General features: G+C 65.6%; 13 protein-coding genes. All 13 read left to right on the top strand.

Translation table 11 applies throughout. The features are described 5' to 3' along the window. The first annotated feature begins 2 nt into the window (after positions 1–2). The 13 genes from trbE to PGB34_RS11910 all read left to right on the top strand — a co-directional run bounded on the left by trbE (position 3) and on the right by PGB34_RS11910 (position 18,990). Positions 3–2,453 (top strand): conjugal transfer protein TrbE, encoded by a 2,451-nt coding sequence (gene trbE, locus PGB34_RS11965; RefSeq protein WP_271428325.1) that lies wholly within the window; start codon positions 3–5, stop codon positions 2,451–2,453. Further along, a complete protein-coding gene (gene trbJ, locus PGB34_RS11960) occupies positions 2,450–3,229 on the top strand; it encodes a P-type conjugative transfer protein TrbJ (protein ID WP_271428324.1) in 780 nt (259 codons plus the stop codon). Before trbE ends, trbJ begins: the two co-directional genes overlap by 4 nt. Before the next feature lie 13 nt (positions 3,230–3,242). Next, positions 3,243–3,536 (top strand): EexN family lipoprotein, encoded by a 294-nt coding sequence (locus tag PGB34_RS11955; protein WP_271428323.1) that lies wholly within the window; start codon positions 3,243–3,245, stop codon positions 3,534–3,536. A gap of 4 nt (positions 3,537–3,540) precedes the next feature. Continuing rightward, positions 3,541–4,905, top strand: a complete 1,365-nt coding sequence (trbL, locus tag PGB34_RS11950) for a P-type conjugative transfer protein TrbL (RefSeq protein WP_271428322.1) — start codon at positions 3,541–3,543, stop codon at positions 4,903–4,905. A gap of 12 nt (positions 4,906–4,917) precedes the next feature. Continuing rightward, the gene (gene trbF / locus PGB34_RS11945) at positions 4,918–5,625 is read left to right on the top strand and encodes a conjugal transfer protein TrbF (RefSeq protein WP_271428321.1); all 708 of its coding nucleotides are present in this window, start codon (positions 4,918–4,920) and stop codon (positions 5,623–5,625) included. Further along, positions 5,622–6,653, top strand: coding sequence for a P-type conjugative transfer protein TrbG (gene trbG, locus PGB34_RS11940; RefSeq protein ID WP_271428320.1), 1,032 nt, complete (start codon positions 5,622–5,624; stop codon positions 6,651–6,653). Before trbF ends, trbG begins: the two co-directional genes overlap by 4 nt. Then, positions 6,650–7,903: a TrbI/VirB10 family protein gene (locus PGB34_RS11935; protein WP_271428319.1), complete on the top strand. Its 1,254-nt coding sequence runs from the start codon at positions 6,650–6,652 to the stop codon at positions 7,901–7,903. The genes trbG and PGB34_RS11935 overlap by 4 nt, the downstream gene beginning before the upstream one ends. Then, complete coding sequence (locus PGB34_RS11930; RefSeq protein WP_271428318.1) at positions 7,900–8,124, top strand: DUF2274 domain-containing protein; 225 nt, start codon at positions 7,900–7,902, stop codon at positions 8,122–8,124. The genes PGB34_RS11935 and PGB34_RS11930 overlap by 4 nt, the downstream gene beginning before the upstream one ends. A gap of 312 nt (positions 8,125–8,436) precedes the next feature. Beyond that, positions 8,437–9,270, top strand: a complete 834-nt coding sequence (locus PGB34_RS11925) for a hypothetical protein (protein ID WP_271428317.1) — start codon at positions 8,437–8,439, stop codon at positions 9,268–9,270. Between the two features lie 29 nt (positions 9,271–9,299). Next, positions 9,300–9,923, top strand: coding sequence for a class I SAM-dependent methyltransferase (locus PGB34_RS23105; RefSeq protein WP_408647874.1), 624 nt, complete (start codon positions 9,300–9,302; stop codon positions 9,921–9,923). Between the two features lie 201 nt (positions 9,924–10,124). Then, on the top strand, positions 10,125–12,029 hold the full coding sequence (locus PGB34_RS11920) for a hypothetical protein (protein WP_271428316.1): 1,905 nt from the start codon (positions 10,125–10,127) through the stop codon (positions 12,027–12,029). Continuing rightward, the gene (locus PGB34_RS11915; protein ID WP_271428315.1) at positions 12,026–13,585 is read left to right on the top strand and encodes a hypothetical protein; all 1,560 of its coding nucleotides are present in this window, start codon (positions 12,026–12,028) and stop codon (positions 13,583–13,585) included. The genes PGB34_RS11920 and PGB34_RS11915 overlap by 4 nt, the downstream gene beginning before the upstream one ends. After that, positions 13,579–18,990: an FtsK/SpoIIIE domain-containing protein gene (locus PGB34_RS11910; protein WP_271428314.1), complete on the top strand. Its 5,412-nt coding sequence runs from the start codon at positions 13,579–13,581 to the stop codon at positions 18,988–18,990. The genes PGB34_RS11915 and PGB34_RS11910 overlap by 7 nt, the downstream gene beginning before the upstream one ends. The last annotated feature ends 13 nt before the right edge of the window (positions 18,991–19,003 follow it).

The raw sequence follows: 19,003 nt of genomic DNA, 5'->3' as shown, positions 1-19,003 counted from the left end.
CGATGCTGAACCTCGCCGAATACCGCCAACGTCCCGCGCTGCTGGCCGACTGGCTGCCCTGGGCCGGGCTGGTCGCGCCCGGCGTGGTGCTGAACAAGGACGGCTCGTTCCAGCGCACGGCGCGCTTCCGGGGTCCGGACCTGGACAGCGCGACGCAGGGCGAGCTGGTCTCCGTCACCGCGCGCCTGAACAACGCGCTGCGCCGGCTCGGCTCGGGCTGGGCCCTGTTCATCGAGGCCGAGCGCCTGCCGGCGGCAGACTACCCGCGCTCGGAGTTTCCCGAACCGCTGTCCTGGCTGGTGGAGGAGGAGCGGCGCGCCGCCTTCGAGGAATCGGCCAGCCATTTCGAGAGCCGCTACCACCTGACCTTGCAGTACCTGCCGCCTGAGGAGTCCCGCGCCCGTGCGGCGGGACTGCTGTACGAGAACCGGGCCAGCGAAGGCGTGGACTGGCACGAGCGCCTGACGGCCTTCATCGCCGAGACCGACCGGGTGCTTGACCTGCTCGATGGCGTGATGCCCGAGATCACCCGGCTGGACGATGCCGGGACGCTGGCCTACCTGCACGGCACGGTATCCACCCGCCGTCATCCCGTCGCGGTGCCCGAGGTGCCCATGCACCTCGATGCGCTGCTGGCCGACGCTCCCTTGACCGGCGGTTTGGCGCCGATGCTGGGCGACCAGCACCTGCGGGTGCTGACCGTGCGGGGCTTTCCGACCTCCACCTGGCCGGGCATCCTCGACGACCTGAACCGCCTGGGCTTCGCCTACCGCTGGTCCACGCGCTTCCTGTGCATGGACAAGGCCGAGGCGGAGAAGGAGCTGACGCGCCTGCGCCGGCAGTGGTTCGCGAAGCGGAAAAACATCGTGGCGCTGCTGCGCGAGACGATCTTCCAGCAGGAGAGCGTGCTGGTGGACACGGACGCCAGCAACAAGGCGGCGGATGCCGACGCCGCGCTGCAGGCGCTGGGCAGCGACCAGGTGGCCTTTGGCTATCTCACCGCAACGGTGGTGGTGATGGATGCCGATGCCACTGCGGCCGACGAAAAGCTGCGGCAGGCCGAGCGGGCAATCCAGGGCCGGGGCTTCGTGACCATCCCCGAGACGCTGAATGCCGTGGAAGCCTGGCTGTCCTCGATTCCTGGGAACGCCTACGCCAACGTTCGCCAGCCCATCGTCTCGACGCTGGGGCTCGCGCACATGATGCCGGTGTCCGCCGTGTGGGCCGGGCAGGAGCGCAATGCGCACCTCGACGGCCCGCCGCTGATCGTGACCCGCACGGACGGCGCGACGCCGTTCAGGTTCGTCACGCACATCGGCGACGTGGGCAACACGCTGGTGGTCGGCCCGATCGGCATGGGCAAGTCGGTGCTGCTCGCAACGATGGCGCTGCAGTTCCGCCGCTACCCGGGCTCGCGCATCTTCGCGTTCGACTGGGGGCGCTCGATCCGCGCGACCGTCCTGGGCCTGGGCGGCGAGCACTACGACCTGGGCCGCGCGGACGACGACGTGAATGGGATGAAGGGCGAAAACGCCATCGCGTTTCAGCCACTCGCCCGCATCGACCGTGAGGGCTACCGCACCTGGGCGGCCGAGTGGATCGAGGGGCGGCTGGTCCAGGAGGGCGTGGCGGTCGGCCCGGAGGAGCGCGAGGCGGTCTGGTCGGCGCTCGGCAGCCTGGCCAGCGCGCCGGTGGAGCAGCGCACGCTCACGGGCCTGTCCGTGCTACTGCAGTCCAACGCGCTGCGCCAGGCGCTCGCGCCCTACGTGCTGGGCGGCGCGCACGGCCGGTTGCTGGATGCCGACCACGACCGGCTGGGCAGCGCGGACGTCCAGGGCTTCGAGATGGAGGAGCTGATGGCCAGCAAAGCTGCGGCGCTGGCCGTGCTGCGCTATCTGTTCGCACGCTTCGAGGAGCGGCTGGACGGCGCGCCCACGCTGCTGATCCTCGACGAGGCCTGGCTGTTCCTCGACGACCCGGTGTTCGCGGCGCGCATCCGCCAGTGGCTCAAGACCCTGCGCAAGAAGAATGTCAGCGTCGTCTTCGCCACGCAGAGCCTGGCCGACATCGAGGGCTCGGCGATCGCGCCCGCCATCGTGGAGAGCTGCGCGAGCCGGGTGTTTCTCCCCAACCCGCAGGCCACGGAGCCGCAGATCCGAAAGATCTACGAGAGCTTTGGCCTGAACGGGCGGCAGATCGGCATCGTCGCGCAGGCGCAGCCCAAGCAGGACTACTACTACCAGTCGCGGCTCGGGAACCGGGTCTTCGACCTGGACTTGGGCCCGGTGGCGCTCGCCTTCGCCGGCGCCTCGACCCCCGAGCACCAGCGCGACATCGACGCCGTGCTCGCGGCGCACGGTGTACAGCACTTCGCGGCGCACTGGCTGCGCCACTGCGGCCTGGACTGGGCCGCAGACCTCATTGATCCACCACCTGAAGGAGTCTCGCCATGACCCGCATCGCTTCGTTCAAACCCCGCCCCTTCAAGGGCCGCGTCCTCGCGCTGGCGGTTGCCGGCGCGCTTGCACTCGGCGTCACCCAGCCTGCCCATGCGCTGTTCGGCATCGGCGACATCGTGTTCGACCCCTCGAACTATGCGGAGAACGTGTTGACCGCCGCGCGCACGCTGGAGCAGATCAACAACCAGATCCGCCAGCTCCAGAACGAGGCGCAGATGCTGATGAACCAGGCGCGCAACCTGACCAGCCTGCCGTTCAGCGTGCTGGGCGACCTGCGTGCGACGCTGGACGCGACCAACCAGCTCATCCAGCAGGCACAGGGGCTGGCCTTCACCGTCTCGCAGATGGAGACGGATTTCCGGCGCCTGTACCCGGAGTCGTACACCGCCGCGATCTCGGGCACGCAGATGGCGCTCGACGCGCGCACGCGCTGGCGCAACTCGCTCGAAGCGCTGCGCACGGCGACCAAGGTGCAGTCGCAGGCCGTGCAGAACTTCGCGGCCGACGAACGCGCGTTGACCGACCTCGTGAACCGCAGCCAGTCGGCCACGGGCGCCTTGCAGGCGATGCAGGCCACCAACCAGTTGCTCGCGCTGCAGTCGCGCCAGGCGATCCAGGCGCAGCAGCTCCAGATCACCCAGGACCGCGCCGCGGCGCTGGAGCAGGCACGCCAGGTCGCGGTGCACGAGCGCGCGCGCGAGGTGCGCCGGCGCTTCCAGGGCGAGGGCACGCCGTACACGCCGGCGGCCGTCAACTTCTATGGCAACTGAAGGAGAGCAGGCCATGCGACGAATCCTCTTCCTGATCCTGTGCGCGCTGGCGCTGGCTGCCTGCGAGAAGAAGCCACCGCCCATCGAAAGCGTCGAATCACTGGTCGCCAACCCCGAGCGGCTGCGGGCACTGCGCGAGGCCTGCAAGGCGGACCACGCGAAGGTCGGCGATGCGCAATGCAACGCCGTGGCCGAGGCCACGCGGCGGCGCTTCATGGCTGGAGGCCAATCGCCCTATGCGAACGATCCGGTGAAGCCGCCCGCACCGCCGGCGGCCGAAGCGGCGTCGTCCACTCCCAAGGACTGAAGCCGTGAACGACGTTGGCGTCATCGACCGCTTCCTCGATGTCTTCTCGCGCTACATCGACTCGGGCTTCGGCCTGTTGGGCGGCGAGGTCGCATTCCTGACCGCTACGCTGGTCCTGATCGACATGACGCTCGCCGGCCTGTTCTGGGCCATGAGCAACGCTGGCGGCGGTGGCGGCGACGAGGTGATCGCCAAGCTGATCAAGAAGGTGCTCTACGTGGGCGCCTTCGCCTACATCATCGGCAACTTCAACACGCTGGCCGGCATCGTCTTCCGGTCGTTCGCGGGCCTGGGCCTGACCGCTTCCGGCTCGGCGCTGACGCAGGCGCAACTGCTGCAGCCGGGCCGGCTTGCGCAGGTCGGCATCGATGCTGCGCGGCCGATCATGACGCAGATCGGTGACCTGACAGGCTTCCCCGAAGTCTTCGCCAACCTCGACCTGATCGTGGTGCTGGGCCTGGCGTGGCTGGTGGTCATCGTGAGCTTCTTCGTGCTCGCGGTGCAATTGTTCGTCACCCTGATCGAGTTCAAGTTGACGACCCTGGCCGGCTTCGTACTCGTGCCGTTCGCACTATGGAACAAGACCAGCTTCCTCGCCGAGCGCGTGCTGGGCAATGTGGTGTCGTCCGGCATCAAGGTGCTGGTGCTGGCCGTGATCGTGGGCATCGGCACCGGGCTGTTCGGCGAGTTCACCGCGCCGAGCGGCCCCGAGCCGAGCATCGACCATGCGCTGACCCTCATGCTGGCCTCGATTGCGCTGTTCGGGCTCGGCATTTTTGGTCCCGGCATTGCGACCGGTCTGGTAGCTGGCGCGCCTCAGCTCAGTGCGGGCGCGGCGGCCGGGACGGTGGTGGGCGGGGCAGGGCTGGCCATTGCTGGTGGCGCTGCGGTTGCGGGCGCAGGCGCGGCAGTCGCGGCCGGCGCCCGCATGGCGCCCGGCGCTGCGCGCAGCGTCGTCGGCGGGGCGGCAGCTGCTGGCCGTACGGCCGGCTCGCTTGCTGGCAGCGCCCGCTCGGCCTATGCGGCCGGCGCCGCGGCCTCGGGTGGTAGCGGCTTGCGCGCCGCGGGTGCGGGGCTGGCCAACGTCGCACGCACCGGCGCCGGTGCGGTCGGCGACCGCGTTGCCTCGGGCGCCAATGCCATGCGCGATCGCGTAGCGAACTTCGTCGCCGAGGCCGCCGCGCCGCCGGCTGCAGCCGCAACGGCATCCACCGACAGGGCGGCCACTTCCAGCGCGCCGCCCGCCTGGGCGCAGCGGCTGCAGCGACACCAGCGCCTCGCGCATGGCGCGACCGTCGCAGCCCACACGCTGCGTTCGGGCGACAGCGGCGGCAGCGGGGCCAGTCCCAGCCTGCGCGACGACAGCTAAGGAGAACCCTTCATGCGATTCAAACGACCCCAGGTGCGATTCTCCGAGACGCCGGCGCCCGTCACTCCCTACCAGGCTGCCGCGCAGGTGTGGGACGAGCGCATCGGCTCGGCCCGCGTGCAGGCGAAGAACTGGCGCTTCATGGCCTTCGGATGCCTGTCGCTGGCACTGTTGATGGCCGGCGGCCTTGTCTGGCGCTCGGCGCAGTCCATCGTCACGCCCTACGTCGTCGAAGTGGACCAGGCAGGGCAGGTGCGCGCGGTCGGCGAGGCCGCCACGCCGTACCGGCCCCATGACGCGCAGATCGCCCACCACCTCGCGCGCTTCATCACCGACGTGCGCTCGCTGTCCATCGACCCTATCGTCGTGCGGCGCAACTGGCTCGAAGCCTACGACTACGCGACCGACCGGGGCGCGGCCACGCTCAACGACTACGCGCGCACCAACGACCCGTTCTCGCGCATCGGCCTGAACTCGGTGGCCGTGGAGGTTACCAGCGTCGTGCGCGCCAGCGATTCGTCGTTCCAAGTGCGCTGGGTGGAGCGCGCCTTCGTGAACGGCGCGCCGGCCGGCACCGAGCGCTGGACCGCCGTGCTGTCCATCGTGCTGCAGCCGCCGCGCACCGAGGAGAAATTGCGCAAGAACCCCCTGGGCATCCACGTCAACGGTCTGTCGTGGAGCCGTGAACTCGATGCGACCGAAGGAGCGAAGAAGCCATGAATCGACCATTCCGCCTTTACGTTTTACCGGCACTGTGCATTGCGGGCCTGGCCGGCTGCGCCACGCAGGGCACGCCGCCGCCGGCCATCACGCTGGACGAACCCGTGCAGGCGCAGCGCCTGCCCGACACGCCCGTTCCGGTCGAAGTGGTCGAAGTTCCCAAGCCTTTGCCGCTGCCGGCGCAGATGAAGGCACTGCCGGCCATAGAAGCGCCGTCGCCGGCGCCCGAGCCCACCGACGAGAAGCTGCGCGTGTCCAAGGCCAACGACGAGGCGCGCATCGCACCCTCGCGCGAAGGCTACGTCAATGCGATCCAGGTCTGGCCCTTCACCGACGGTGCGCTGTACCAGGTCTACACGAGCCCCGGCCGCGTCACCGTCATCGCGCTGCAGGAGGGCGAGGAACTGGTGACGGTCTCGGCCGGCGACACGGTGCGCTGGATCGTCGGCGACACCACCAGCGGCACGGGGCCGGCCCAGCGTGTCAACGTGATGGTCAAGCCCACTCGCACGGGCCTGAAGACCAACATGGTCATCACAACAAACCGCCGCACCTACTTCGTCGAGCTGTCCTCGACGCCGCAGGCATGGATGGCGTCCGTGTCCTGGGACTACCCGAAAGACCGCATGGTGGCGTTGCAGAAGCAGGCGCGGGACGCGCAGGCCTCGGCGCCCGTGGACGCCGGCCTGTCGCTGGAGAGCATCCGCTTCCGCTACGCGATCAGCGGCGACAGCCCGCCGTGGAAGCCGCTGCGCGCCTTCGATGACGGGCAGAAGGTCTACATCCAGTTCCCCGGCGGCATCGCGCAGGGCGAGTTGCCGCCGCTGTTCGTGATCGGCCCGCAGGGCGATGGGCAGCTCGTGAACTACCGCTATCGGGCGCCGTACTACGTGGTGGACCGGCTGTTCGGTGCGGCCGAACTGCGCCTGGGTGGCGGCAAGGGAACCAGGGGCGAGATCGTGCGCATCGAGCGCACCGATGGCGTGCCGCGCGCTTCGGGTAGCGGCGTGGGGAGCAGCGGATCATGAGCGAGGCTGCCGTTCAGCCCAAAGCCGATCCCGAGGCGATGGCGCTGCGCGCTTCGCCGCGCCCGGTGGTCCGGCTCAACCGACGCATGCTGGCCGTGATCGCCGGCACGCTGGCGGCCGTGGTGCTGGGTGCGACCCTGTGGTCGCTGCAGCCGCACCGGCGCGAGCGCAATCCGGCGACCGAGCTGTACAACGTCGATCGCATCGCCAAGGCCGAGAGCCTGGACCGGCTGCCCAGGGACTACGCCGGGGTGGCCCGGCTGGCGGCGCCCGCGGTGCCGCAACTGGGCGAGCCGCTGCCGGGCGACCTGGGGCCGGCCATTGTCAGGTCGCAGCAGCCGGTGGAGGCGCGCGCCCACGGCGCCGATCCGGCGCATGCGGCGCGCCTGGCGGCCGAGGACGCGGCACGCTCCGGCGTGTTCTTCCGTGCGACGGGCGGCAGTCCGGCCAGCGCGAAGCCGGCGCAGGCACCAGCAGGCGAGGGAGGCAGCGCGCAGCCTTTCGATGCGCTGGCAGGGGCGCTTGCGCCCGCCGCCGCGCCGCCCACCGATCCGACGACGGTGCAGAACCGCCAGGAGCAGAAGGAAGCGTTTCTGGGCAATGCCGGGTCTGCACAGACCCGCAATTCCGGCACTCTGCAGTTGCCGGCTTCGCCGTACCAGGTGATGGCCGGCACGGTAATCCCCGCGGCGCTGGTCACGGGCATCAAGTCCGATCTGCCCGGCGACGTGATCGCCATGGTGACGGAGCCGGTCTACGACACGGCGACCGGCAGGTACCTGCTGATCCCGCAGAGCTCGCGCATCCTGGGCAAGTACAACAGCCAGGTGAGCTACGGCCAGAGCCGGGTGCAGGTCGTGTGGAACCGGGTGATCCTGCCCGACACCTCGTCGTTCAAACTGGACAACTTAGTGGGCACCGACCCGGCGGGCTACGCGGGCCTGGAAGACGGCGTGGACTGGCACTGGGACCGCATCTTTGCAGGCGCGGCGCTGACCACGCTGCTGGGTATCGGCGCCGAGCTGGCCGCGCCCGAGAACCGCCAGGACGGCAACCGTGTCGCCATTGCCGGGCGCGACAGCGTGCAGGACAGCGTGAACCAAATCGGGCAGGAGATGACCCGGCGGAACATGAACATCCAGCCGACACTGACCGAACGCCCCGGGCTGCCGGTGCGGGTCATCGTCAACCGCGACCTGGTACTGCGGCCCTACCAGCCCTTGTTCTTCCAGCGGCAAGATGTCCAATGAGCTCAACCTCGAAACTTCGCCTGGGACCGCTTCCTCGGCAGGAAGTGGTCAAGTTGACCTTCGCGTGCCCAGCTAGCACGAAGGCGGATCTCGATCGCTATGCTGCGCTGCATGCGCAGATCTATGGTGAAACCGTCGATACGCTGCAGCTCATCCCGTACATGCTGGAAGCGTTTATGGCGCGGGACCGTGCTTTCCGGAGAGGTAAAGAGATCCGATAGCGAATGCATCAGTTTCGATCAGCTGGATCGGGCGTCAAGGTGCTAGCGACACGCAGCCCACTGGAACTCGCGTCCGCTATGCTCTGAGGCTAGTGGCCTAGGTTGTGGATGGCATGATGCACAGAACTGAATAAAGGTCGGGCCAAGGACAAAGGGAAAAATGGAATGAGGCTGAATCGATGGCTGCTCTCGCTGCTGCTTTCCATGTGCTCCCTATGGGCATTTGCTGAGACACAGACTCCCCCAGCTGTTTCTCCTCCAATGCGTGCGCCGAGTGCCATTGTGGCTCCTGGCCAAACGGTGGCTGGCACGGTGGACGATCAGATGATCTTGTCAAACCTCAAGACCATTGCTACGTCGATAGAGGCGATCAAGTCCAAGCCGCCAGACTACGTTCCAGCCTATCTTGCCTTTGGGAGCGCTTTGCTTGGTACATTGGTTGGAAGCCTTGTCAGTTGGTCGACACAGTCCCGCTCATTGAAGTCTCAAGCGCTGCAAGCGGAAAGAGCTGCGGAGCATGCGCGCCAGCTCGCCGAAGCGAGGGCGAAGCTTGAGATCGGAAATAGCTTTGTGCAATGGCGCCTGAAGCAACTCTCGGAGCTATATGGGCCGCTTCACGCGCTGTTGCGCCAATCCAATGCACTCTATCGATTGATGAACGAAGCTCTGATAAGTGCAGCCCCAGATCAATTTCGACTTGTACAGGGCGGCCCCAGCGATGACTTTGACGGCAAAGTATTCGAAATCGCGACTGGCAATGACCAGTGGGAAAGATTTCGCACAGTGCTGCACTTGTCGAGAGTCTATGGAGCTGGAAAGGGCATTGAGGACTACTTCGACGAACTGGTTGAAATCGGTCGACGCATTGTCGAAGTCATTGAAGGAAAAGCTGGGCTTGCAAGGGAGGATCAGCATCAAGACCTGATGCCTGTTTTTGGGCGTTACCTCGCTCACTATCGAGTGTTCAAGCAGCTTCATGCGCATGCCAAGAAATCGCAGGGGGAAGGGAAGGGCGCGCAGGTTGATAGCGGCGCGATGCCGGTGGGTGGAGCGGCCGTGTTTCCAAAGGAAATTCAGGGCCTTGTAGATGAAGGGTACAAAAATTTGGTTTCTGAGTTGAATGCCTGGCGCGCAAAAGCGGGTTAGGACGCGCATCGCATGACCGGTACGACGTAATGGGTATGAATTCCCAAGGCCACAGCGGGACGGACGACTACTATGAGAAGCATGCGCTCGAATACTTTGAGCGCACCGTGGGGGCAGACATGTCGCCCCTGTACGACTCATTTTTAGCCCTAGTGCCGCCGGGGGGGCGGATTCTCGACGCTGGGGCTGGATCGGGAAGAGATCTTCGCGAGTTTGTGCGGCGCGGCTATCGGTGCCGTGGGATTGATGCGTCGCCATCGCTTGCGCGGCTGGCGCACGAATATTCATCCGCTCCATGCGACGTACAACGAATTGAGGAACTTGACGAGTCGGCTGCCTACGATGGCATCTGGGCTTGTGCTTCGCTACTTCACTTGCCCAAGATGACGCTCGTTGACGCGCTCGCTCGTCTCCACAAAGCGCTTGTACCGCTCGGCGCCCTGTTCGCATCTGTACAGGAGGGCGAGGGGGAGCAATTTGATCGTAGCGGTAGATTTTTTGCGCTGTACACCCCCAGCGAATTCCTTGAGGCAGCGGCTGCCGCCGGTTTCGCGATCGTCCGAAGTTGGAGATCTGAGGACGTTCTTCGCGATCACGTAGGTCCGAGGTGGATCAACGTGCTGGCCAGAGCAGGACTAAGCGCGCCACGTTAGTCGTGACGGCGCGCTGCGCCGCCTCCGCAGTTTAGAGTCGGCTGGTTTCCATCCGATCGGGCCCCACCCGCGCCTTCACAAGCGTACATTCCGTTGGTGTTACTCTCTGTAGCATCCGGGGCAATTGCTGTCCCTGCACTGCTGATCTTCTGCGTCTCGCGAGGTCGGCATGGAGAATCCGCTTGACGGAGGAGCAACGCGATGAGTACGCCGTTTCAAGGCGAAGGTGGGCTCGGGGCACCACCAGCCAGCGCATGGGTCAAGTTCCTGCGCAGCTATGGCCCTACGCCGAACAACCTGACGATGTTTGATGAGTACGTGGCGAACGCGCTCGGGAGGGCGAAGGTGGCGCCTATCAGCCTGTCGACACCGTTGCTGGACGCGATGGTTCATCACTTTGAGTCGAAAGCTCCAGGCTCGATACTGATCGCAGGGACTGCGGGTGATGGCAAAACCTACCACTGCCGAGCCTTGTGGACACGCATTGGTGGTGATCCCAGAGAGTGGGCGAGCAAGGGAAATGTGAAGGAGCTGCGCCTGGCCGATGGTCGCTTAGCAGTCTTCATCAAAGACCTTTCCGAATTCAATGGTGAAGAGAGCGATCTGCCGCTACAGCGACTGGAGAAGTCGGTTCTAGGCGGCGACGATTCGGAAGTTGTGATCCTGGCGGCCAACCATGGTCAGCTTCTCGATCGCCTGCGCGACTTGGGTAAGCGGCAGGATCGCACGCATCCCCTTCGCAAGCCCTTGCAGGAGTGCTTCCTGCAAGCCGGACCTGCGCCTCAGCGCCTGGCCGTCTTTGACCTCAGCCGTTCCACCAGTCGAAAGACGCTCGACGAAGTCGCCCAGGCGGTGGCCGGGCATCCTGAGTGGGCAAACTGTGCGCATTGTTCTTTGAAGGCCGACGGGAAGGTCTGCCCGATCGATGAGAATCGCCGCCGCCTGCTCGGCGAATCCGATGGAAGGCAGCTCGCGCGTCGTCTCGGCGACCTCGTCGAGATCGCCCGCCTCAACGGACTCCACCTCCCAGTGCGCGACCTGCTGGCTCTCTGCTCCAACATGGTACTTGGCTACGCTGATGCCAAGGGGGCCAAAGAGAACCTCATGACTTGCGCAGACGTGCCCAAGATCCAAGAGGGCGGGCACATCGGCAAAGCCAGCATCTACGCTAACGCCTTCGGAGCAAATTTACCCAAGCGTCGGGCGTCCGGCCGCCCCGTCTTCAAGGCCATGGCGAGCTTTAGCGTAGGCGAAGAAACGACCAATGCGGCCGATGGCTTGCTGGTCTACGGCAAGGACGATTCGCGTCTGCAGGCCGATTTTGCGCGCCTAGTGGCTGTCGACCCGATCTATGGCGCGACGGCGGAATTCCGCTCGGCCCAAGATGCCTACCTTGAAGGTCATGAGGGAGCTCGCTTGGAAGGCGGCTCCGCCGAGTTCATGGAGATGCTGGAAGACCAGCGCCGCCGGCTCTATTTCGCGCTGCCCGAGGCCGAGCCCGGATACCCACGCTGGTCGATGACGGCCTTCCGCTTTGCGGGCGACTATTTGGACATCATCGAATCGCTGAAGGCGAAGAGGCCTGTGAGCGATGGCACGCGCGGGCGCATCGCCCGCGGCCTCAATCGAGTCATGACCGGCCTACTCTTGGAGAATGTCGATCGCATCTTCATCGCCAGCTCCGGCGGCTTCACGCAGAGCCGTGTGAGCGTGCTCTGCGATCACGAGACACCCTCCCGCAGGCAAGGCGGCGTTGGCATGGCCATCAAGCTCGACGAGGAGACCGGCCGCCCCCAGCTCGACGTGTCGCTCTCGCCCGGGCCCGGCAATTCGGTCGCGTTCGACCTCACACCTATCCGGCATGAGTTCCTCGCTCGCGTGGCCGAAGGCGCACTGCCGGCGAGCTTCTCTAATGAATGTCTCGAAGACCTGCTGGCCTTCAAGGCGAAGCTCCTGCGGAAGGCCGAGATCGTCCGCAAGGTGGGCTTTGCCGGCGACGATGACGAGGTCGGCGGGGAAGCCTCCGCGCTGACGCTGAATTTCATCGACATTGAGCCTGGAGGCCGCGGCTTTGCCCGCCCCGTGACCGTAAGGGCCCTAGCATGAGCGAGATCTTCAAACGGCCCGAGATCAAGAACGTCGATTTCTGCGTCGACGAGAACATCTGGGGGCATCGCCTCTACGACGAGCAGCTTCCGCATTTGACGGTGCTCGAGTTTCTCGGTGCCCTGGGCTCTAACCTTGACAAGCCGCTGCGCCCTCATGAAGGGTTGGGCGGGGCCTTCAAGTTCCAGCCTCAGCGTCAGATTCGCCTTCGCGGCCTGATCTTCAACAACCCCTACGTCGAGTCCATCTCCGAGAGCGCGCAGCCCGACGAGGAAAAGTGGCGGCAGTGGTTCGAGCGCTTTAGCCAGGGCGCGACGGGCAACGGCGACGGTGTCGGCGACATGGCCTACCTGCGCCACTCGTTTACGAGCTTCGACGACTTCGCGAAGGCCGTCGAGCTGCTGCGCTCTTCTTCCTTTGAGTCGCGCAGCAACAAACGATGGAGCTCCAAGTTCGTCTTCCCCTTCGGTCCTGACGCTCTCTACGAGGACTTGGAGATCGACTCCAAGGGAAAAATGAGCAACGATCGGCGCTTCTTTGCACGCACCGGCGAGCTGCTCTACATGATGCTCACGCGGGCCAAGCGCGGTGCCGAATTGGGCGACTTGTTGGCCAAGCGGTTGTTCGACCGTGAGGCCGCAATGAACCGCCTCGCCCGCGCGATGCAGGGTGTGCCCCAACGGGCTGACGACTTCCGACAGTCGGGCTATCTGCCCGAGGCGACCAACCCGCGTTTCGATCAGATCTGCGAAGACTGGCTAGCGATCCTGGCCACGGACATGCCGATCTACGACGCGCTGGAGCATCTGATCGCCATTTCGGGTCTCAACATGCTGCTCTACTTCCTCGAGCGAGCGAAGCGCGTGGCCGGCAACGATGATCCGGTCGAGATCGTCTGCGAGATTGTCTCCAAGGAACGCACGAAGGTCCGAGCGCTCTCCGGGGACAGCTATCAGCTCAACCAAGGCTTGCCCTCCAAGGCGGTGCGTGCACATGTCGAGTCGATCCGCATGGACGCAGGCTGGGCCAAGGCCGCTTCTGGCGACTTCCCCGACGCTGAGCGCGTGAAACTGATGCGCGAACGTTTCCAGTGGCCCTCGGTTGATGGCGATGACGAGGAGGACTATTCGGGCGAGAGCCCTGACGCCTTGGTGGGTAAGCTCGCCGAGCTTGCCCTCGCGCGCCACGAGCAGCACGTTGGCAAAATCCACGCCTCCTGGTCAAGGGCGATTGGGCTCAGCTCCCGCCGACTCTCGCGGCGCACCCGCTATGCCCCCAATGATCGGTTGTTGAAGTCGATCGTGGTGGCCATCGTCGACGATCGTATGCAGTTCGACGAATTTTTAGGGGAGGCCAAGAAGCGTTATGGCTTGATCCTCGGCGACGCCGAAGGCGTTCGCCTGGTCGACGCGAAGCTTGTCGACCAAGAGGAGCTTAGCGAAAACCGGGACAACCTCGAAGCCCGGCTTGTGGGGTTGGGCCTGGTCCGCAGGCTCTCCGACTCCTGCTCGTTCGTTGAAAACCCGTTCGCGTTCAAGGGAGAGGCTGCATGCTGACCGACCGCATCATTGGGCGCGTCGGAGCGAACATCCTCGCCAAGCGCATTTCCAACCCTGGCCAGCCCGGAGATTCTGCTGCGCTGTTCCGGCTCGACAAGCTCTCGTCCAGCCAAATCGCAGCCGTGGCGCGCGCGATCCTTGCCAATCCGGACCTGTTCGCCCTCGTGGATCTCATGATCCCCGAGGCATTGGTCGACGGCCAAGGCTTGCCCCCCGAGATCTTGATATCGCACAACGCCGGCTACGTCCGCAACAACGCGACGACTGCCAAGGCGGCGATCCTCACCGCCAACGGCAACGAGCACAACTTGGCCGACACGCTGGGCCACGTCATGGCGATCGGCGCCAAGGAGATGCGCGCCGACCCCGAACCGTGGGTCGAGGCCGCGTTGCTCGCGGGAGGGATCTCGCCCGTGCCGGATGACCGCTTGGTATTTCAAGCGGCACTGGGCGGTCTCCTGACTTCCTCCGAGCTCTCGCTTGTCCAACTCGGCGAGTTTTGCTCCGAGATCGTCGAGGCCATGTCCACCCGCGGGCTTGCCATTCGCAATGCGGTCGGCTTTGCCATGCCGCGCGCCGGTCTGCCTCGCGACAGCTCGCATTTCTCGAACGCCAAGAGCTTCGGCTCCTTGCGTAAGCCCTGGCAGAAGGATTTCGCAAAGCTTTTCACCCAGCGTGCACCGCTGCTCAAGAAGCAACGTCAGAACGGTCAACCGCTCGACCCCGAGGAGCTCGCCGAGCGGATCGAGGCCAATGCGGCGGAAATCGATGAAAGCGCTCGCCTGGCTCTTGACGCCTTCGCCGCCGCTCCGGCGGGCGACCAGGAGGCAGCATCAGCGCTCGCCCAGTTCGAGTGGGAGCGCGATGGTGTCTACCTGGCCTTCGACAAGCCGAAGGAGAAGCAACTCGGGTTGGCCGATGCGACGGTTCGCTTCTTCGATCACGACTGCGACCAGGAGAATTCGCTTGACATCGAGGGCCGCAAGCTCTTGGAGGATTTGAAGTCGCGCGAGCGCCGCTCCGACTTCACCGAGGACGACGAGGAATTCTTCGTCAAGCACCGCCGGCTGCTCGAGCAAGATGCCAAGCTCTGCGCCCGTTGGGAGAAGGCCCTCTATGGCAAACCCATCGAGTGCAATGACTTCTTCGACGGCTTCGCCCGCGTGGTCAACAGCCTGCATGCGGGACTGCGCGACGCCGATGGCGATCGGATCCTGCGCTTCACCGTGGCCAAGGGCCGCAAGGAGTGGCGCGAGCGCTTCAACTACGACGCCGGTAGCTACTTCTCGGCGATGTATCGCGGTTTGAAGGAGCTCATGGGCTCTAAGGCCGAATGGAAGGTGGAGCGCCTCGGCAATGCGAGCCTGCCGGACCCGCTGTTCGACTACGAGGCCTTCTTCGCCAAGGAGAAGGAGCTTCGCAACGACAAAAAGAACAAGGTCCGGCCGAATTCGTCGCTCTCTCGCATCGCCCTGCAGATCAAGTTCGACGTGGCCCTGGTCCAGGTATCCAAGGACAAGGAGACGGTGCTCGCCAAGACCCAGCTTCTATGGAGCTACAAGCCCACCTCCATCGGCCTGTCGATGGTTGCCGATATGCGCCGCCTGTTGGAGAAGGGTGCGGTCGGCTGCACCGAGGTCCCGCGCCGCCTGGTGAGCAAGAAGGGCGGGGTGCAGAACGTCTCCCTGCTCGACACCGGCACCTTGGAGGCCACCTACTCCACCGACGCTGGCTCGCTTGTGCCCCCCGCCAACAAGCTGCGCAGCTTGCGGGCCGACATCAAGTCCCGGATCAAGGATCTGGCGGAGGGCGGCTACCTGACCCCGTCGCAGCGCGACGAGGTCAAGGCGTCCTGGGACAAGTTCGAGGAGGACTACATCAAGGCGATGGAGGACTTCGTCTCGATCGGGCTGCACGGTGAGGCCGTCATGCGCCAGGCCGAGTCCTTCGGCGCGTTGATGTCGACCCTGATGTCGCAGGCGCGCGGCGACGTTTGTCGCTCGCGCTTGGTCTCGGAGATCCTGTCGGTCGGCACGGCCCGCGTGGCCGGCGACAACCCCGCGTTAATCATCCCGCCGTGGCACCCCGAGCGCATGAAGGCGCTGGCGGTGAAGTCCCGCCGCGTGGCGGGCTTCGCCACCCATCTGCTGTCGAGCGGCAGCATCCTTTACGGCGACCGCGAGATCTTCATGCGCGAGCTCTCCGACGAGATCGCCCACCCGTTCTATCCGGAGATCGCCGTGCTCAACCGGGCCGGCGCGCCGACTCTGGTCTCGGAGAGCAGCACGGTCAACGGATACAGCCTCTTGGAGTCGCCCACGCGCGGCGCGGAGGACGCCATGACCGACGTGGATCCGGCCGCTGCCGCCAAGCAGGCGCGCGAGCTCCTAGAGCGCTATGTCGGTTTGCAGCCCCATGAGGCTTCCAACCTCAGTGTGGTGCTCTACAACGCCGACGCGGCCGAACTGCCACTGGCGACGGTGCGCGAGCTCTCTTCGATCCACGAAGACGGGAATCTGCAATGCAGTGTGTCTGTGCGCCACTCGGACCCTGCGAAACTTCGCAGCGTCTACGGTGAGCTAGTCAACAAGGCCGGTGACGACCCAGATCTGCCCGTGGTCAGCGAGACCAGCGACAACTTCATCTCGAAGCTGCGCATCTCGGTCACGCCGATCTCTGCGACTCCTGGTGAGAGCGCCCAGGGATTCAAGGCCTTCGACGTGGCCTTCCTGCATGACGTGGTCTCGCGCGCTGCCCAGTCCGAATGGCTCTCGGTGCCTTGGACCAACGACCGGCCGAACCTCGAGCACGCCCCCTCGCGCTGGTCCTACCGCAGTGTGTCGGGCGAAAACGAGCTCAAATCCACGACGTTCCTGGCCTGCCCCTGGCAGACTGCCTCCGGCTGGGCCTACGTGTCCGCCGTGGCCGCCGTATGCCGCCAGCTCGACGCGTTGCCTGGCGAGCGCTACCTGCCGGCCCGGCGCATCTCGCTGCAAAGCCCCGCCCTGGCCGGGATGATCAAGGACGCCCACGATCTGGCCGAATGGGTCGCAACCTACGACGAGCTGCTCGACAAACGCCAGCTCCAGCACAACGACATCACGGTCGTCCGCTACCGCCGCGGCTCCACCAACGGCCGCAACATGATCGTGAGCTCGACCTCCGAGCTGCGCCTTCTCGGCGTTCTGGTGCGTCGGCGCCTGGCCGAGCTGAGCTTGCAGCTCGACGCCTCCGAGGTCCAAGCCGCCGCCGACAAGGCCAAGCGCGATGCGCTCTCGGTCTCCGGCGACATCGTGCTGCGGGCGGCCAAGCGCGGCGTCTCCGCGGGCGAAATGATCGGCCTGGTGCTCAGCCGCTATTTGCTCGCCGAAGAGTTCAGGGCCGCCGCGGGCGGGGGCCAGATCGTGACCGCCTACTTCCTGCTCGATGACTACGCGAGCTGGCTCTCGCAGCCTGAGAGCCGCATCGCCGACATCCTCGCCCTCAATGTCGAGGAGCGCGAGGAGGGCGTGCGCGTGGTCATTTCAATCGTCGAATCGAAATACGTCGCTGCCGACGGCCTCGCTAAGGCGCGCCGCGACTCCAAGGACCAGCTCCTGGCCACGCTGGGCATGTTCCGCGAGGCGCTCTTTGGCGATCCTGGCCGTCTCGACCGGGACGTGTGGCTCGCCCGCCTGGCCGACATGCTCATCGACGCGGACATCCCGCCAGGGATGACGGGCCTGATGAAGCGGGCTCGCGCGAAGCTTCGCGAGGGCGACGTGGAGATTTCGCTCCGCGGTTACTCGCATGTCTACGTCCACACCTCGGACGCTGGCTCATCCTCGGCTTCCGACCAGGAACTCCTGGAGGAGTCCGATGGGGTGAAGGCCTGGCAGGAGGTCTTCGACCGTCCAGACCTTCGAAAGCTCGCCGAGGCCTATGCAAAGGGCTCGGGCGGGCTCGACGCTCGCGCTGGGCTGGGTGCCCATCAGCCCTGGGGCGGGCACGGCTTCAAGAAGCCCGCCCCTCGGGTGCCCTGGCTCGCGGCCATGGGCCAACTCGCCAGCGGCGTTGCCCATGCGGTCATTGAAGCTGCTCCGGAGCTCGCTGCGGCGGTTGCGGAGGCTGCGGCCAGCAGCCCGGCGCAAGAGCCGGCAGCTCCTGCGCAAAGCCCGGCCCAAGTCGACGCTACGGCGGCAGCTGCGGCCCACGGACTGGCGCCCGCGCTTGTCCCGTCCGCAAACCTAGGCGTCGCACTCTCCGAGCTCGTCGCTGTTAAGTTCGCCGGCGGTGTGCAATCGGATGCCGCCCGCGAAGAGTGGGCCCAGGATGTCACCAAGAAGCTCAAGGCCGCGCTCAACAGCTACGGGCTGCAGGCGGCGATCCTTGGGACGCGGCTGACGCCTAACGGCTGCCTGGTGCGCTTGGCGGGTTCCGACCGGCTGCGCGTCGAGGACATTGAAAACAAGCGCACGCAGCTTTTGACCACGCACGCGATCAACCTCGTGACGGTCCAGCCCAAGCCGGGCGAGATCGTGGTGACGGTCGCCGGCTCCAAGCGCCAGGCCGTGTCGCTCTGGGAGCTCTGGTCGCGCCGCGAGCTCAACCGCAACGTCGCCGGCATCAACACGTCCTTCCTCTTGGGCCTCCAAGAGATCAACGGCGCGCTGCTGTATCTGAACCTCGGCGCGGAGTTCGGCGGGCTCTCGTCCCACGAGCCGCATTCGCTGGTGGCCGGTGCGACCGGCAGCGGCAAGTCGGTGCTGATCCAGGCTTTGATTTTGGACATCGCTGCGACGAACTCCAAAGACCTGGCGCAGCTCATCTTGATCGACCCCAAGATGGGTGTCGATTACGCGCCGCTGGCGGACTTGCCGCACATGCGCGACGAGATCGTCACCACCAAGGAGAAGGCCGGTGAAGTGCTCGAAGCGCTGGTGCAGGAAATGGAGGACCGCTACCGCGCGTTCGCGAAGGCCCGCGCGCGCGATCTGCCGACCTACAACGCTAAGGTCTCAGCCGAAGAGCGCCTGCCCATGGTCTTCCTGGTCCATGACGAGTTCGCTGACTGGATGCTCGACGACGCCTACAAGGGGGCGGTGGGAGCAGCCGTGCAGCGGCTGGGTGTGAAGGCCCGTGCGGCCGGCATTCACCTGATCTTCGCGGCTCAGCGACCCGATAAGGATGTGATGCCGATGCAGCTTCGCGAGAATCTGGGCAACCGCCTGATCTTGAAGGTGTCCAGCGAGGCGACCTCCAAGATCGCGCTCGATCGACCGGGGGCCGAGCTGTTGCTGGGCCGGGGACATCTGGCTGCGAAGCTCAATGGCGAGCAGGGCCTAGTGTTCGCGCAAGCTCCGTATTTGTCGGATTCCGACATGGAACTCGCGGTTCAGGCTATTCGTAGCGACCTCAACTAGGCCAACAATGGAG

It is taken from the genome of Xenophilus arseniciresistens, assembly GCF_028023875.1.
GTDB classification, from domain to species: Bacteria; Pseudomonadota; Gammaproteobacteria; order Burkholderiales; family Burkholderiaceae_C; genus Xenophilus; species Xenophilus arseniciresistens.
Note: the sequence above shows the minus strand (reverse complement) of the source record. Positions and strands in the feature narration are given on the sequence as shown.

Bases quoted from the DNA above. Each gene is read 5' to 3' on its own strand.
- trbE (WP_271428325.1), top strand. From the start codon at position 3: ATGCTGAACCTCGCCGAATACCGCCAACGTCCCGCGCTGCTGGCCGAC.
- trbJ (WP_271428324.1), top strand. From the start codon at position 2,450: ATGACCCGCATCGCTTCGTTCAAACCCCGCCCCTTCAAGGGCCGCGTC.
- PGB34_RS11955 (WP_271428323.1), top strand. From the start codon at position 3,243: ATGCGACGAATCCTCTTCCTGATCCTGTGCGCGCTGGCGCTGGCTGCC.
- trbF (WP_271428321.1), top strand. From the start codon at position 4,918: ATGCGATTCAAACGACCCCAGGTGCGATTCTCCGAGACGCCGGCGCCC.
- trbG (WP_271428320.1), top strand. From the start codon at position 5,622: ATGAATCGACCATTCCGCCTTTACGTTTTACCGGCACTGTGCATTGCG.
- PGB34_RS11935 (WP_271428319.1), top strand. From the start codon at position 6,650: ATGAGCGAGGCTGCCGTTCAGCCCAAAGCCGATCCCGAGGCGATGGCG.
- PGB34_RS11930 (WP_271428318.1), top strand. From the start codon at position 7,900: ATGAGCTCAACCTCGAAACTTCGCCTGGGACCGCTTCCTCGGCAGGAA.
- PGB34_RS23105 (WP_408647874.1), top strand. From the start codon at position 9,300: ATGGGTATGAATTCCCAAGGCCACAGCGGGACGGACGACTACTATGAG.
- PGB34_RS11920 (WP_271428316.1), top strand. From the start codon at position 10,125: ATGAGTACGCCGTTTCAAGGCGAAGGTGGGCTCGGGGCACCACCAGCC.
- PGB34_RS11915 (WP_271428315.1), top strand. From the start codon at position 12,026: ATGAGCGAGATCTTCAAACGGCCCGAGATCAAGAACGTCGATTTCTGC.
- PGB34_RS11910 (WP_271428314.1), top strand. From the start codon at position 13,579: ATGCTGACCGACCGCATCATTGGGCGCGTCGGAGCGAACATCCTCGCC.